General features: G+C 45.6%; 13 protein-coding genes. 4 read left to right on the forward strand and 9 right to left on the reverse strand.

All coding sequences use genetic code 11. The features are described 5' to 3' along the window. Positions 1–5: 5 nt before the first annotated feature. From ACU01J_RS09290 to phoB, 3 genes are read right to left on the reverse strand one after another with little or no spacing between them, the layout of a single operon-like run. Positions 6–965, reverse strand: a complete 960-nt coding sequence (locus tag ACU01J_RS09290; protein ID WP_481085441.1) for a PstS family phosphate ABC transporter substrate-binding protein — start codon at positions 963–965, stop codon at positions 6–8. After that, positions 965–2,263 (reverse strand): phosphate regulon sensor histidine kinase PhoR, encoded by a 1,299-nt coding sequence (phoR, locus tag ACU01J_RS09295; protein ID WP_481085442.1) that lies wholly within the window; start codon positions 2,261–2,263, stop codon positions 965–967. Before phoR ends, ACU01J_RS09290 begins: the two co-directional genes overlap by 1 nt. Before the next feature lie 25 nt (positions 2,264–2,288). Beyond that, complete coding sequence (gene phoB / locus ACU01J_RS09300; RefSeq protein ID WP_481085443.1) at positions 2,289–2,978, reverse strand: phosphate regulon transcriptional regulator PhoB; 690 nt, start codon at positions 2,976–2,978, stop codon at positions 2,289–2,291. Between the two features lie 208 nt (positions 2,979–3,186). Between phoB and rdgC the strand changes: the two genes are divergently transcribed. The 3 genes from rdgC (at position 3,187) to ACU01J_RS09315 (ending at position 6,036) form a co-directional block, all read left to right on the forward strand. After that, a complete protein-coding gene (gene rdgC, locus ACU01J_RS09305) occupies positions 3,187–4,101 on the forward strand; it encodes a recombination-associated protein RdgC (RefSeq protein WP_481085444.1) in 915 nt (304 codons plus the stop codon). Positions 4,102–4,381: 280 nt separating this feature from the next. Next, positions 4,382–5,779: a prephenate-dependent tRNA uridine(34) hydroxylase TrhP gene (gene trhP, locus ACU01J_RS09310; protein WP_481085445.1), complete on the forward strand. Its 1,398-nt coding sequence runs from the start codon at positions 4,382–4,384 to the stop codon at positions 5,777–5,779. A gap of 2 nt (positions 5,780–5,781) precedes the next feature. Beyond that, a complete protein-coding gene (locus ACU01J_RS09315; RefSeq protein ID WP_481085446.1) occupies positions 5,782–6,036 on the forward strand; it encodes a YfhL family 4Fe-4S dicluster ferredoxin in 255 nt (84 codons plus the stop codon). 52 nt (positions 6,037–6,088) lie between these two features. On the opposite strand, the gene ACU01J_RS09320 is transcribed toward ACU01J_RS09315, so the two are convergent. The 4 genes from ACU01J_RS09320 to ACU01J_RS09335 form a co-directional block, all read right to left on the reverse strand. Then, a complete protein-coding gene (locus ACU01J_RS09320; RefSeq protein ID WP_481085447.1) occupies positions 6,089–7,081 on the reverse strand; it encodes a cytochrome d ubiquinol oxidase subunit II in 993 nt (330 codons plus the stop codon). A 2-nt stretch (positions 7,082–7,083) separates the two neighbouring features. Continuing rightward, entirely contained in the window at positions 7,084–8,415 is a 1,332-nt protein-coding gene (locus ACU01J_RS09325) for a cytochrome ubiquinol oxidase subunit I (protein ID WP_481085448.1), read from the reverse strand. Between the two features lie 323 nt (positions 8,416–8,738). Then, a complete protein-coding gene (mepA, locus tag ACU01J_RS09330; RefSeq protein ID WP_481085449.1) occupies positions 8,739–9,599 on the reverse strand; it encodes a penicillin-insensitive murein endopeptidase in 861 nt (286 codons plus the stop codon). 39 nt (positions 9,600–9,638) lie between these two features. After that, a complete protein-coding gene (locus ACU01J_RS09335) occupies positions 9,639–9,971 on the reverse strand; it encodes a DUF1904 domain-containing protein (protein WP_481085450.1) in 333 nt (110 codons plus the stop codon). A gap of 464 nt (positions 9,972–10,435) precedes the next feature. Here ACU01J_RS09335 and ACU01J_RS09340 point away from each other — a divergent pair, with 464 nt between their 5' ends. Next, positions 10,436–12,055 (forward strand): peptide ABC transporter substrate-binding protein, encoded by a 1,620-nt coding sequence (locus tag ACU01J_RS09340; RefSeq protein ID WP_481085451.1) that lies wholly within the window; start codon positions 10,436–10,438, stop codon positions 12,053–12,055. A gap of 83 nt (positions 12,056–12,138) precedes the next feature. Here ACU01J_RS09340 and secF read toward each other — a convergent pair whose 3' ends face one another. Both secF and secD read right to left on the reverse strand, forming a co-directional pair. Then, complete coding sequence (secF, locus tag ACU01J_RS09345) at positions 12,139–13,086, reverse strand: protein translocase subunit SecF (protein ID WP_481085452.1); 948 nt, start codon at positions 13,084–13,086, stop codon at positions 12,139–12,141. A 14-nt stretch (positions 13,087–13,100) separates the two neighbouring features. Continuing rightward, complete coding sequence (gene secD / locus ACU01J_RS09350) at positions 13,101–14,957, reverse strand: protein translocase subunit SecD (RefSeq protein WP_481085453.1); 1,857 nt, start codon at positions 14,955–14,957, stop codon at positions 13,101–13,103. Between the last annotated feature and the right edge of the window lies 1 nt (position 14,958).

The raw sequence follows: 14,958 nt of genomic DNA on the forward strand, positions 1-14,958 counted from the left end.
AGGACTTAGTTGGTGATACCGACTTTTTCTAACTCTCTGCGCGCAATTTCAGGAGAAATCGGCACATAGCCATCTTTTGCCACCAGCTCCTGACCTTGACGAGAGAAGATAAAACGAATGAACTCGCGCTCAATTGGACTCAGTGGTTTAAATGGGTGCTTATTCACGTAAACATAAAGGTATCGTGATAGTGGGTACTTACCTGACAAGATATTTTCTTGGCTTGCTTCTACGTATTGGTCGCCTGATTTAGCAATCGGCAAAAGCTTTACGCCAGAGACTTGATAACCCACACCGGAATAGCCAATAGTATTGATCGCAGAGCTGACGGACTGCACTACAGATGCTGAGCCCGGTTGTTCATTAACGCTACTCTTAAAATCACCACCACACAACGCGTTCTTCTTAAAGTAACCATAAGTCCCCGATACCGAGTTACGGCCAAACAGCTGTATTCCTCGTTTGGCCCATTGGTAGTCTAAACCTAGTTCAGACCAAGTATTGATCGAGTCTGTCGAGCCACACCTTAAGGTCGCTGAGAAAATGCTATCAAGCTCGTTAAAGTTCAAGCCTTTAATCGGATTGTCGCGGTGAACAAAGATACCAATCGCATCGATAGCGACGCGAAGTACTGTCGGTTTATAGCCATGTTCACGCTCAAAAGCTTCCACTTCTCGGTTGCGCATCGCTCGGCTCATTGGGCCAAACTGCGCCGTTCCCTCAGTCAAAGCCGGAGGTGCGGTGGAGGAGCCAGACGCTTGAACCTGTCCATTAACACTTGGGTATAGCTGCTTAAATTCTTCAACCCACAGCGTGGTCATCCCCGCTAAGGTATCAGAGCCAACGGTGGTCAGGTCACCTGTGATCCCAGCGACTTTACTGTATTTAGGTAAGCTCTCTCCTTCAGCTAAACTTGGCGCTGATAGAGAGAGTGAAAGCAACAATACACCAATGAGCTTTTTCATTAACTCACCACTAAACGAACAGGAAGCGTAAAGGCAAACTTACTGCCCACACCAACTTCACTGCTGATCTCTAGATGAGAGTCATGGTGAGTCAGAGCATGTTTTACAATCGCAAGGCCTAAACCACTACCACCCGTATCACGAGAGCGTGCTTTATCTACTCGATAGAATCGTTCAGTCAGTCGATGTAAGTGCTGTGGCTCGATACCGTCACCACTATCTTCCACTTCTAAATGCGCCCCTTGAGCAGATTGATACCAACGTACCTTAATATCAGCTCCTGCTGGGGTATATTTCACCGCATTGTAGACAAGGTTAGAGATCGCACTACGCAATTGATCATCATCGCCTAGTACACGTAAGTTGCTATCAACATCAAAAGAGAGCTTATGGCCTAAATCACCACTCAGACTCGCCGCTTCTTTCTCCAACACTTCAAGCATCGCTGGCACGTTAACTACATCTTCTAGTTCATGCATTGGCGCAGCTTCGATCTTCGACAGCGTCAGCAGCTGATTCACAAGACTATTCATGCGGTTAAGCTGCTCGGTCATCACCCCGTGTGCTTTAGTCCACATCGGGCCAACCACCATATCTGGATCTTCAGTCATCTCCAGATAACCTTGCAGCACGGTCATTGGCGTACGCAGTTCATGGGAAACGTTAGCAAAGAAGTTACGACGCATGCCTTCAAGCTGCTTAAGCTGAGAAACATCACGTACCACCATCAAGTGCTCACCTTCTGTGTAAGGTACGATACGTAGCTCAAGCATGCGCTCGACGTTCAATGGCGAACGCATCTCTAGCGGTTCTGAGAAGTCTTGCTTATTGAGGTACTTGATAAAATCAGGGGTACGAATCAGGTTCGAAATCGGCTGACCTGAATCATCTGGCCAACGGAAACCCAATAGGTGTTGAGCAAGCTTGTTACACCAAACAATATTGCCTTCACTACGAAATACCACTACAGCATCTGGTAGGGATTCGGCACCATTACGGAAACGACGAATGAGGTTGGTTAACTCTTTACGCTTTTTACGCTGACGCTGCTGAAGACGGTAGATACCGTTAAACAGAGACTCCCAGTTCCCACTGCCAGACGGCGGTGTTAGACGCTTCTCATCCCACAACCAAGTCGACAGGCGCATTTGATTATGTAGATGCCATACAAGCTGCAAAACCGTGGCAGCTAACAGCAACCACGGCATGTATCCGAAAATCCAGCCTACTATCACCCATGGGGTGTAAAAAAAAGCCAGCTCCCAGGCTAGCTTTTTCCAAGTTAACCGTTCGACCACTTACCTCTCCAAATGGTAAAACCCATTACGCCTTCGTTGAGAAACGATAGCCCGCGCCGCGAACCGTCTGAATCAACTTATCATGACCTGCCGCTTCTAATGCTTTACGCAGGCGACGAATATGTACATCTACCGTGCGGTCTTCCACATACACGTTAGTGCCCCAAACATTGTTGAGTAGCTGTTCACGGCTGTAAACACGCTCTTGGTGAGTCATGAAGAAATGCAGCATTTTGAATTCCGTTGGCCCCATATCTAATGGCGCATCGTTTGCTGTCACTCGGTGCGAAACTGGGTCAAGTTTTAGTCCTTGAACATCAATTACGTCTTCTAGTGCGGTTGGCGTCACACGGCGAATTACCGCTTTAAGACGAGCAACCAGCTCTTTTGGTGAGAATGGCTTAGTGATGTAGTCATCAGCGCCCACTTCAAGGCCACGCACTTTATCTTCTTCTTCGCCGCGTGCCGTTAGCATCACAACTGGAATGTTGCGTGTCAGCTCTTCACGTTTCATGTGTTTAATGAAGTTGATACCGCTACCACCAGGTAACATCCAATCTAGTAGCACTAGATCAGGGAAGGGTTCAGACAATTTAGTTACCGCGCTGTCGTAATCTTCTGCTTCTACTGCTTGGTAACCTTTTTGTTCAAGTACAAAGCAAAGCATTTCGCGAATTGGTGCTTCGTCTTCAACAACCAGAATCCTTCTAGACATAATTGAATAACCTTATGTAAGTTAGTTTATTTGAGCATATTCAGCTCTTGGCAACGCTAAGCATTATCACTAGCAATTATGACACTTTTGTGACCTTTGAAAACAAATTTTCATATAACTTTCATCCCACTATTGTGTATTTGCAGTAAGACAAGACGTGCAAAAGTCTTTATTATTGGCAGATCGGATAAAGGTATAGAGAAAGAATATGTGGTTTAAAAATTGTCTGGTTTATCGCTTCAACCGCGAAATCGAATTCAACGCTGATCAACTAGAAAAACAACTGGCTGAGTTTCGTTTTACGCCTTGTGGTAGCCAAGATAAGCAAAAATTCGGCTGGGTTACAGCGATGGGTAAACATGGCGACATGATGACTCACGTGTCTGAAAACCGCATTCTAGTTTGTGCTAAGAAAGAAGAAAAAATGCTCCCTGCATCAGTGATTAAAGACTCATTGAACGCAAAAATTGAAGCGATGGAAGTACAGGAAGGTCGCCCTCTTAAAAAGAAAGAGAAAGACAATCTGAAAGACGACATCGTCATGGATCTTCTACCACGTGCATTTAGTCGCAGTAGCCATACTTACGTGCTGATCCTACCAAAAGAAGGCTTCATTTTAGTCGATGCAAGCAGCTCGAAAAAAGCTGAAGATGTATTGGCTCTACTGCGTAAAACGATGGGTAGCCTACCCGTTGTACCAGCGATTCCTGAAAAGCCAATTGAAACCACATTAACCGAATGGGTGAAAACAGGTGAAACGCCCGTTGGCATTCAGATGTTAGATGAAGCTGAGCTTAAATCGGTACTTGAAGAAGGCGGCGTGATCCGTTGTAAGAAGCAAGAACTGACAGCCGATGAAATTCGCAGCCACATCGAAGCCGACAAGATGGTGACGAAGCTGGCGATTTGGTGGCAAGAGCGCATCGAGTGTATTCTAGCTGAAGATGGCAGCATCAAACGCCTCAAGTTCTCTGATGAACTTAAAGATCAAAACGATGACATCCCACGTGAAGACCAAGCTGCTCGCTTTGATGCAGACTTCTCTTTAATGTGTGGTGAATTCAGTGCATTCCTGCCAAATCTATACGAATGCCTTGGTGGCTTGCCTCATCCAAACGCATAAAACGGTGCTACAGGGCATTTAAGAATGACCTGTTAGCTATTTATAGTATTCAACTAGACATAGCAACAAGTATGCGCAGACATTGCTCTGCGCATCATTTCAAATATACAACTCACCTCTCGCGACTTGGAAAGCAATAGCTATACTGGTCATTCATGCCTTGAACAAATTTCGTGTACATTCTGTTCTGGTCACAGGTCACGTTTTGACGTAAAATTTGCGCCCCCGATCCCATGTGGTGGAATCGGCCTGACTTGAGATCAGATTAAGAGAATTACACATGACTGAGAAAGCATTCATACCAGAGCTACTGTCACCTGCAGGTAGCCTTAAAAACATGCGTTACGCATTTGCCTACGGCGCAGACGCGGTATACGCTGGCCAACCTCGTTACAGCCTTCGCGTACGTAACAACGAGTTCAACCACGAGAACCTACAAATCGGTATCAACGAAGCTCATGCCCAAGGAAAAAAGCTTTACGTGGTATGTAACATCCAACCGCACAACTCTAAGCTAAAAACCTTCATCCGCGACCTTAAGCCGGTTGTAGAAATGGGCCCAGACGCACTAATCATGTCTGACCCAGGTCTAATCATGATGGTTCGTGAAGCGTTCCCAGAGATGCCTATTCACCTGTCAGTTCAAGCGAACGCAGTAAACTGGGCAACCGTTAAGTTCTGGGCAGCTAACGGCGTTGAGCGTGTAATTGTATCTCGTGAGCTTTCTCTAGAAGAGATCGAAGAAATTCGTGAGCACTGTCCTGAAACTGAACTAGAAGTGTTCGTTCACGGTGCTCTATGTATGGCTTACTCTGGCCGCTGCCTACTGTCTGGTTACATCAACAAACGTGACCCTAACCAAGGTACATGTACTAACGCATGTCGCTGGGAATACAAAGTTGAAGAAGGCAAAGAAAACGACACTGGTGACATCGTAGAGAAGTTTGACCCAGCAGAAGCGCAAGCGGTTGAAGTTCAGGACGAGCGTCCTGAAACGACTATCGGTCGTGGCAAACCAACTGATGAAGTGGTTCTGCTTTCTGAGGCGCACCGCCCAGAAGAGAAGATGGCAGCTTACGAAGATGAGCACGGCACTTACATCATGAACTCGAAAGACCTACGCGCTATCCAGCACGTTGAGCGTCTAACGAAGATGGGTGTTCACTCACTGAAGATCGAAGGTCGTACTAAATCTTTCTACTACTGTGCTCGTACTGCTCAGGTTTACCGTAAAGCGATTGATGATGCTGTTGCTGGCAAACCATTTGATGAGAGCCTAATGGGTACACTCGAGAGCCTAGCACACCGTGGTTACACGGAAGGCTTCCTGCGTCGTCACACGCATGATGCTTACCAAAACTACGACTACGGTTACTCTGTATCTGACGCTCAGCAATTTGTTGGTGAATTCACTGGCAAACGCCGTGGTGACCTCGCGGAAGTTGAAGTGAAGAACAAATTCGTTGTCGGTGATAGCCTTGAGCTAATGACGCCAAAAGGCAATGTAATCTTCACGCTTGAAGCGATGGAAAACCGTAAGTCAGAAGTTATCGACGACGCAAAAGGAAACGGCCACTTCGTATTCATTCCAGTTCCACAAGATATGGACCTAGAATACGGCCTATTAATGCGTAACTTAAACGACGGTCAGGATACCCGTAACCCAACAGGTAAATAAACATGGCTTTACTGATCACTGATAAGTGCATTAACTGTGACATGTGTGACCCTGAGTGCCCTAACGGCGCTATTTCAATGGGCGACTCAATCTTTGAGATCGATCCTGACCTATGTACCGAGTGTAAAGGTCACTATGAGAAGCCAACATGTCAATCAGTCTGCCCGATCACTAAGTGCATCATCACCGATCCAGACCATGTTGAGACTGAAGAAGAACTGCTAGAGAAGTTCGTTATTATTCAGGGTTTAGCCTAATATTGGCTAACAAAAGCGCCGCTCAGTGAGCGGCGTTTTCATATCTGATGTTTTACTTGTAGCTCAACTCCGTCGCTTTCCCCTTAAAGATTCGATACACCGCGAAGGTATAAAGCAAGATCATCGGCATCACGATCATCACCCCATAACCGACAATCATCAAAGTTGCAGGAGAAGACGCCGACTCTTTCGCTGTCATTATGCCCGGAACCACCTCTGGGAAGAAACTGTACGCTAAGCCAAGGAAGCTGAGAGCAAAAATCAGAGTAACGCCAAAGAATGGCCAACGAACACCGAGGTCATTGACCATAGGGACTTGACGCAAATAACGGTCGACGAGAAATATCGTCGCCAGCACCACAAGCGGTATCGGGGTTAACAACAAGATCTCTGGGAAGCTGAACCAACGAAGAGCAACCTGCTCGTTGACGATAGGGTTAATCACACTCACAGCCAGAATGCCCAGAGCGGCAAGCCACCCCGCGCGCCTTGACCATCGCGCTGAACGGACCTGTAAATCCCCTTCAGTTTTTAATACCAACCAAGCACCACCAATGTAGACATACGCGGAAGCAACACATAAAGCACTTAACCAAGCAAAGCCAAACGCCTCACTGCTTTGCTCAAAGCCCATGATGTAGCGGCCGACCATGTAACCTTGAGTCAGCGCGGTCACCAATGATCCAATCCTAAAACACCAATCCCAGCGTGGTTTATGATCAGCGTTTGCTTTGGCTCGGAAGTCAAAAGCCACCCCTCGCATGATTAGCGCAATCAGCATAATCGCCGTTGGCAGATAAAGCTCGGTAAGGATCAAACTGTGTGCGCTAGGAAAGGCGATTAACAAAATACCCACTGCGAGTACCAACCAGGTTTCATTGGCATCCCAAAATGGTCCAATCGAGGCGATCATCCTATCGCGTTGAACTTCATTATCACTGGGCAACAAGATCCCCACGCCCAAATCGTAGCCGTCTAGCACTGCATACATAAAGACCGAAAAGCCAAGCAGCAAAAGATAAATTTCTGGTAAATAGTCGAGCATGATTAGGCCTCTTGTTGCTCTAGAGTAACTTGATGCGCTGCCACGTCTTTACGTGCCAAATAGAACAGAGTGTGAATGTACGCCACCAGCAAAATCGCGTAGATCACTAAATACATAACCAGCGAAATCATGACTTGGCTGCTAGCAACTGGGGTCACGGCTTCAGAGGTTCTCAGAACTCCACTCACAAGCCACGGCTGCCTGCCTATCTCTGTCACGTACCATCCCGCCAATGTTGCTACCCAGCCGGAAAACGTCATCGCCATCACGGTATAAAGATAGGGCTTCGGCAGTGCTTTTTTGCGAGCCAACCTAGCCGCCCCAAACCAACTGACCAATAACATCAACACACCGACCCCAACCATGACTCTGAAACCAAAGAAAAGCGGCTTAACCGGTGGGTGATCCGGCGCAAACTCATTCAACCCCGCAATCTCGCCGTTAAGATCATGCGTCAATATCAGGCTCGCGAGCTTAGGAATACCAACAGAAAAATCATTGCTTCGCGTCTCTTCGTTCGGCATTGCAAACAACAGCAAAGGTGCGCCTTGCTCCGTTTCCCAAACCCCTTCCATCGCAGCGATTTTGGCAGGTTGATGCTCTAGGGTATTCAATCCATGCAAATCCCCAACTAATATCTGCAGCGGTATAAATCCTGCTGCCGCAAATAGAGAGACTTTCAAGCCCAATTTCGCGGCTCGATGGTTCGGCTGCTTAATCACTTGATAAGCAGAGATACCTGCGATTAAGAAGCTTGCCGTCAAGGCGGAGGCGAACAAAGTGTGAGCAAAGCGGTAAGGAAGCGAAGGGTTGAAAATCACTTCTTTCCAACTGGTGACGTGCACAATGCCATCGACCACTTCATAGCCACTTGGCGTATGCATCCAACTGTTGAGTACTAAAATCCAAAACGCTGACATGGTTGTTCCCACTGCAACCAACACAGTGGCAAGGGTATGAAACCAATCAGGGACGCGGCCTCGACCAAACAACATCACCCCAAGGAAAGTCGCTTCCATAAAGAATGCGGTCATCACCTCATAGCCTAATAGCGGTCCTGCGACGTTGCCGACTCGCTCCATAAAGCCAGGCCAGTTTGTACCAAATTGAAAACTCATCGTAATGCCCGACACGACGCCCAAAGCAAATGTCAGCGCGAAAACTTTGACCCAGAAATAATAAACATCGAGCCAAACAGGCGCTTGAGTACGATTGTAGCGCCACTTAAAAAAGACCAACATCCAAGCCAAAGCGATGGTGATGGTCGGAAAAAGAATGTGAAAGCTGATATTGGCCGCGAACTGAATCCGCGACAGCATGAGGGTATCTAACATCTCGGTTCCTCAATAACGTGTCGTGCTTAAAACGTAGTTAACTGTAATTTATTTACGAAAAAAGAGACCGTTTGGATTTATGGTCAGAGAAAATCAGGCGTCCTGGTTCTCTATAGCCATGATTTATATCAACTAAAGTGGCAAAAAGAGCCGTCAAAATCGTCACAAAAGACGCAAAAGTGTAGCTAAAATTACAAAAAAAGAAAGGAAATGTAACCAAACAGAGACAAGGAATCAGAGTTCGAATTATTCGTACTTAGAGTTCGGGATATGTGAAATAAAATTACAAAAACAAGAGTAACAGTGTGGCTATTATGAATTTATCAACGCCCATTTACGACCAGAAGTTGTTGACACTGTTCGGGCATCACTTTCGGTGATTTCTTCTTCGTTTTTATAGAGGCAACTTTAGGGCCTGCTGGCTTAGGCTGTGGTTTCCAACTTGTTAGCTCAGCACCGCAACCATCCCCTTTAGGCGGCTCAGCTTGAGGTTTGCAGTTTTGACTTCTTTCAGGGCAGTTCAAACGGACATGCATATGGTAATGATGCCCCCACCATGGACGCACTTTTCGCAGCCACTCTCGCTCATTACTTTGCTCAGTCGTACACAATTTTTCTTTTATCACCGGGTGGACAAAGATACGTGCAACCTGCTCATCGCTGGCGGCAAATTTTACTAACTCGAAATGACGTTCGTCCCAGTTGTTTTTGAGTAGCTGGTACTGCTTTAAGCTGACCACACTATGAGGCGTCGGCTGTGCTAACTGAGGTTCGGAAAGCGGCGTGTCCGCTAACTTAAGCCAAATATCGATATCTAACCCCGTTTGGTGGCTAGAGTGCCCTGATGAAAATCGCCCACCTTGAGGCAGAGATATATCACCAATCAAGATATTGGTTTTTAGTTCATTACGTGACAAATAAGCTAAACGCTCAATAAAACCGATCGCATTCGGGTGACCATAGTAACGCTCACGTTGACTACGGATAACTTGATAGCCCTCTCCTTTTAGCGGTAATGCTGCACCACCGGACAAACAGCCATTAGCGTAGCTGCCAATCGCTTGGGGTGAACCATTTGAAGGGGCGTCTATTTTCTCCCACGGAGTCGCAGCTACCGTGGAAGCAAACAGCAAAGAAGAGTATAACAAAGACAGTTTACGCCATGTATCCATACTAGCCTGCATCGCTTTCTCCCCTGATGAAAACTGGTTAACTGAACTTACTTAGTAATGCTCACCATTATCGTAATAGCCCTTGGCATCAAGCGCGATAAAAATCACTGCGACATCGATATCTTCACCAATCACACCACGAACTTGCGAGGTAATCGCCTTAGCGACTGCATCTTGAACTTCTTGGCCACGAGCAAACCACAACACCTCTACAAACGGGTAAGCGCTGCTCACTTCTCCTTCGTGGAAAAATGTTGAATAGATATACTCGCAGGTAAAGTCTTCTCGAGGACAGTCCATTAAAGGTTGAAGTTCATCAATTAAAGGCTTAGATAGTGTTTGAACCGTTTGTGGCTCGACTGCACGAAAACGTAAATGTGGCATAACTTGCTTCCTATTTATTATTTTCATTCATCATAGCAAGTTATCATTCGAAGTCTGTAGCCTCTATTTAAGTGTGCGACAAGATCGCACAATATTCACCCAACAAATTCTCTCTGCTCAATCGCAAGACACAAAGCGCAATGAAATCATCTCACTGTCACTGATTAACTTCCCGTCCAAGGCGAAGATATCCATATCAGTTTCTTCAATGCGATTTGGGGTAAAGCTGCGAAGGTGATAAACGCCGTCAATCGTCGTATTAATCCTTTCCCCAACTGCATCACAGTCAAACACTCAGTAGAAACTTTGCATCTATATTATGCAAAGTGGGTATTTGTAAATGAATTAAAAATAGTGTGACATAGCTCTATACGTAACATTTTGTTACAAGATAATCCACTCACCACCAATATACAAAAGGGTAGCAAATAAGCCACCAATATAAATGTAATGATGAGAATCTAATGTTAAATAAAACTTCCAGTTTATTGCTTTCAGCAAGCATCATTTTTATACAGTCTTCTCCCCTTTTCGCAGCTGAAATACCAAAAGGAGTGAAGCTGGCTGTCAAACAAGAATTAGTTCGTGGAAATTTTGATGAGCCACCAAGTCTCGATCCTGCTTATTCATCTACAGGCTCAAGTTCATCGATCGTCAATGACATGTTTGAGGGGCTAGTAACACAAGATTCAAATGGAAATATTATCCCTGCACTTGCGACAAACTGGGAAGTATCGAATGATGGGTTTACTTACACCTTTCATTTGCGTCATGGAGCCCTATGGTCTGATGGGACGCCAATTAAAGCATCTGATTTTGAATTTGCTTTCAAGCGAGTCGCCAATCCGAGGTCTGGTGCACCATATTCCTGGTACTACGAAGTAGCTCACATCAAGAATGCTCAAAAGATAATCAATGGACAATTACCTGTCGCTGAGTTAGGCATTCATGCAATAGATGACCTCACACTTGTGATTGAGTTAGATAAACCTTTGCCATACTTTACCTCTATGTTGATCCATGAAAGTATGTTTGCAGTTCCAGAACAAGTGGTAAAAAAGTATGGAGAAAAGTGGACGACACCTGAGCATATTGTTGTCAGTTCAGCTTTTACCCTATCAAAGCATGTTCTTAACGAAAGAATAGAGGCGGTACGAAACCCTAAGTACTGGAATAATGAAAATACCAAGCTAAACAAGGTCACTTACCTTGCCCTATCAGATGCTACATCAGAATATAACCGTTTTCGTACTAAAGAGATCAGTATTACTGGCCATGTTCCTGTCGGACAAATTGAGCATATAAAAGCAACCGCTCCAGAAAATCTCATCATTAGTCCCAAAATTGGTGAGTACTTTATCGGCTTCAATACAACCAAAGCACCTTTTAACGATCCTCGTGTCCGTAAAGCCTTTAGTTACAGCATTGATCGTGATGTCATTACGCAAAAGCTATTTCATAAAGACTATCAATCTGCTTATAGCTTTGTTCCTCCAGCAACGGCTAATTATTCACTGCCAGATGCTCCATGGAAAGCAATGACGCAAAAACAACGAGCGGAAAAAGCTCGCGAGTTAATCAAACAAGCAGGTTATGACCAACAGCACCCACTTGAAGTCACTTTTGAATATAGTAGCGATAGCGAGTTAACTAAATTAGGTAATGCAGTGGCAGCGATGCTAAAAGCTAATCTTGGGATAAAGGTTCATCTACATAAGCAAGATATTAAAAGCTTCTTGCAGAAAGTACGACAAGGGGATGTGACTCTATTTAGCTTCCAATGGGGCGGCGATTACAATGAAGCATCAACTTTCTTAGATATGTTTACAACAGGTGGATACAATCCAGGAAAATGGAGCAACAAACAATACGATAAGCTGATAGCACAATCAAAAGTCACCATGGATTTAGAACTACGCAACTCAATTTATCATCAAGCAGAAGCTCTTTTGATTGACCAAATGCCTGTTGCACCTATTTACTTTGAAACAAAAGCTATTTTGAAACACACAAATGTCGGTGGCTATAGTACAAACAATCCAAGCCATATTCGTTACTCGCGTGATATGTATATCACTCAATAAAACAGACCAGAAGTCTATTCCTCTATAAAACAAAAAAGCCGCTGAATAACAGCGGCTTTGATTAAGATCTTTGACTTAATACCTTATGGCATCTCATCAAACTCTGCACCTTCTTTTTCTACTTGAGGTGGCATTAGGTGCTCTTTAGTAATACCTAGCTTCAATGCTAGTGCGGAAGCAACATAGATTGAAGAGTAAGTACCTACTGTAATGCCGAGTAGAAGTGCAGTTGCGAAACCGTGAATCATCGCACCACCCTGCGTAAACAGAGCAATAACTACGAATAAAGTAGTACCCGATGTAATCAATGTACGGCTCAATGTTTGGGTGATCGAGCTGTTCATAATTTCAGCGGCTTCGCCTTTACGCATCTTACGGAAGTTTTCACGAATGCGGTCAAATACAACGATAGTATCATTGAGCGAGTAACCGACAACCGTTAGTAGTGCTGCGACAATGGTCAAGTCCACTTCGATTTGCATCATAGAGAACACGCCCAGTGTAATAATAACGTCGTGTGCTAGAGCTAATACCGCACCCGCCGCTAGACGCCACTCAAATCGAACCGATACGTAGATCAGGATACAGATTAGAGACACAAGAATCGCAAGACCGCCAGCTTCAGTAAGCTCATCACCTACGTTAGGGCCAACGAATTCAATACGTCGCATTTCAACACTTTCGCCCGTACCGTCCTTGATGGCGTTAAGAATCTGGTTACCCAAAGTCTCACCCGCCATGTCATCACGAGGACGTAGACGAACCATTACGTCACGCGCACTACCGAAGTTCTGTACCGTTGCGTCACCAAAGCCCTTTGCTTCAAGTGCACCACGAATATCTTCAAGGTTTGCTGGTTGCTCAAAACCCACTTCAATCAAGGTACCGCCCGTAAAATCTAGACCCCAGTTCAACCACTTGGTTGAAAGAGTGAAGATTGACGCACCAATCATCAGAATTGAGAACACAAATGCCAGCTTCGACCAACGCATAAAGTCGATCGCTTTTTCTGCTTTTAGAATCTGAAACATACTAATTCCTAGCCTTAGATCGACAGTTTGTTGATTCGCTTACCACCATATGCAAGGTTCACAATACAACGTGTACCTACAATAGCTGTAAACATAGAAGTTAAGATACCGATAGACAGTGTCACGGCGAAACCTTTGATCGCACCTGTACCCACTGCAAATAGGATAATCGCGGTGATCAGCGTGGTGATGTTTGCATCGGCGATAGTACTAAACGCGTTGGCGTAACCTTGGTGAATCGCTTGCTGAGGGCTGCGGCCATCACGAAGTTCTTCACGGATACGTTCAAAGATCAGTACGTTCGCATCGACGGCCATACCAACGGTCAGAACGATACCGGCAATACCTGGTAGCGTCATGGTTGCCCCTGGAATCATCGACATTATACCAATGATTAACACTAGGTTCGCCATTAGCGCCACGTTAGCAATCAGACCGAACTTACGGTAGTACATCAGCGTGAATAGCATTACCGCAACCATACCCCAGATCATCGCTTGGATACCCATATCGATGTTCTGCTGACCCATAGATGGACCGATGGTACGTTCTTCAACAATCGAGATAGGCGCAATCAAAGCACCTGCGCGAAGTAGAAGTGCCAGGTTGTGCGCTTCTGCAGCTGAGTCGATACCAGTAATACGGAAGTTACGTCCAAGAGCCGATTGAATCGTTGCTTGGTTAATCACTTCTTCATGCTTGTTCAGAATTACGCGGCCCTCAGGAGTACGGCGACCACTGTCTTTGTATTCTGCGAAAACCGTTGCCATTAGCTTACCAATGTTCTGGCGAGAGAACGCAGCCATCTTGTTACCACCCTCACTGTCTAGCGAGATGTTAACTTGTGGACGACCATATTCATCAACACTTGAACTTGCGTCAGTAATGCTTTGACCACCTAGAATGACGCGCTTCTTAAGCACAACAGGGCGACCATCACGATCTTGCTTGATTTCGCTGCCTGCCGGCGCACGACCATTGGCCGCTGCAGCAAGGTCTGCTTTCGAGTCCACTTCACGGAACTCTAGCGTTGCAGTCGCACCAAGAATTTCTTTGGCACGAGCGGTGTCTTGAATACCTGGCAGCTCAACTACGATACGGCTTGCACCTTGACGCTGAACAAGAGGCTCAGCAACACCTAATTCGTTTACACGGTTACGTAGAATCGTAATGTTCTGCTCTACCGCATAGTTGCGAATTTCAGTTAGACGTTGCTCAGTAAAGGTTGCGCTCAATGCAAAGCGACCATTCGATTCAGAATCAACAAAGATCATGTCTGGATGGTTTTTCTTTAGCAGTGCTTCTGCTTCAGCAAGTTGTTCTGCATTACGCAAGAGAACTTCAACGCCATCTTTACCTGCAGGGCGAATTGAGCGGTAACGAATTTTTGCTTCACGTAGTTCACTACGGAATGCTTCTTCCTGTTGACCAACCAGCTTTTCCATTGCAGCGTCCATATCCACTTCCATTAAGAAGTGAACACCACCACGTAGGTCAAGACCCAGCTTCATTGGTGCAGCACCAATTAATTCAAGCCAGTCAGGGGTTGCAGGAGCAAGGTTTAGAGCAACAATTTTGTCTTTGCCGAGCGATTCGTTGATGATATCGCGAGCACTGATTTGAGTGTCAGTGTCATTGAAACGAACAAGAATAGATCCATTTTCTAGAGCAATGGATTTATGAGATAAGCCCTGATCATCAAGAGCTTTAGTGACAGAATCCAGCGTTGACATATCTACAGAGGCGCCACGCGCCCCTGTAACTTGAATAGCCGGATCTTCACCGTAGAGATTTGGAAGTGCATACAATGCTGCGATAGCGATGGTAAACACCACCATCAGATACTTCCATATTGGATAGCGGTTTAGCACA

This window comes from Vibrio sp. 2433-A1, from assembly GCF_056726085.1.

Coding starts and splice junctions, on each gene's coding strand:
- ACU01J_RS09290 (WP_481085441.1), bottom strand. CDS start 965: ATGAAAAAGCTCATTGGTGTATTGTTGCTTTCACTCTCTCTATCAGCG.
- phoB (WP_481085443.1), bottom strand. CDS start 2,978: ATGTCTAGAAGGATTCTGGTTGTTGAAGACGAAGCACCAATTCGCGAA.
- rdgC (WP_481085444.1), top strand. CDS start 3,187: ATGTGGTTTAAAAATTGTCTGGTTTATCGCTTCAACCGCGAAATCGAA.
- trhP (WP_481085445.1), top strand. CDS start 4,382: ATGACTGAGAAAGCATTCATACCAGAGCTACTGTCACCTGCAGGTAGC.
- ACU01J_RS09315 (WP_481085446.1), top strand. CDS start 5,782: ATGGCTTTACTGATCACTGATAAGTGCATTAACTGTGACATGTGTGAC.
- ACU01J_RS09320 (WP_481085447.1), bottom strand. CDS start 7,081: ATGCTCGACTATTTACCAGAAATTTATCTTTTGCTGCTTGGCTTTTCG.
- ACU01J_RS09325 (WP_481085448.1), bottom strand. CDS start 8,415: ATGTTAGATACCCTCATGCTGTCGCGGATTCAGTTCGCGGCCAATATC.
- mepA (WP_481085449.1), bottom strand. CDS start 9,599: ATGCAGGCTAGTATGGATACATGGCGTAAACTGTCTTTGTTATACTCT.
- ACU01J_RS09335 (WP_481085450.1), bottom strand. CDS start 9,971: ATGCCACATTTACGTTTTCGTGCAGTCGAGCCACAAACGGTTCAAACA.
- ACU01J_RS09340 (WP_481085451.1), top strand. CDS start 10,436: ATGTTAAATAAAACTTCCAGTTTATTGCTTTCAGCAAGCATCATTTTT.
- secF (WP_481085452.1), bottom strand. CDS start 13,086: ATGTTTCAGATTCTAAAAGCAGAAAAAGCGATCGACTTTATGCGTTGG.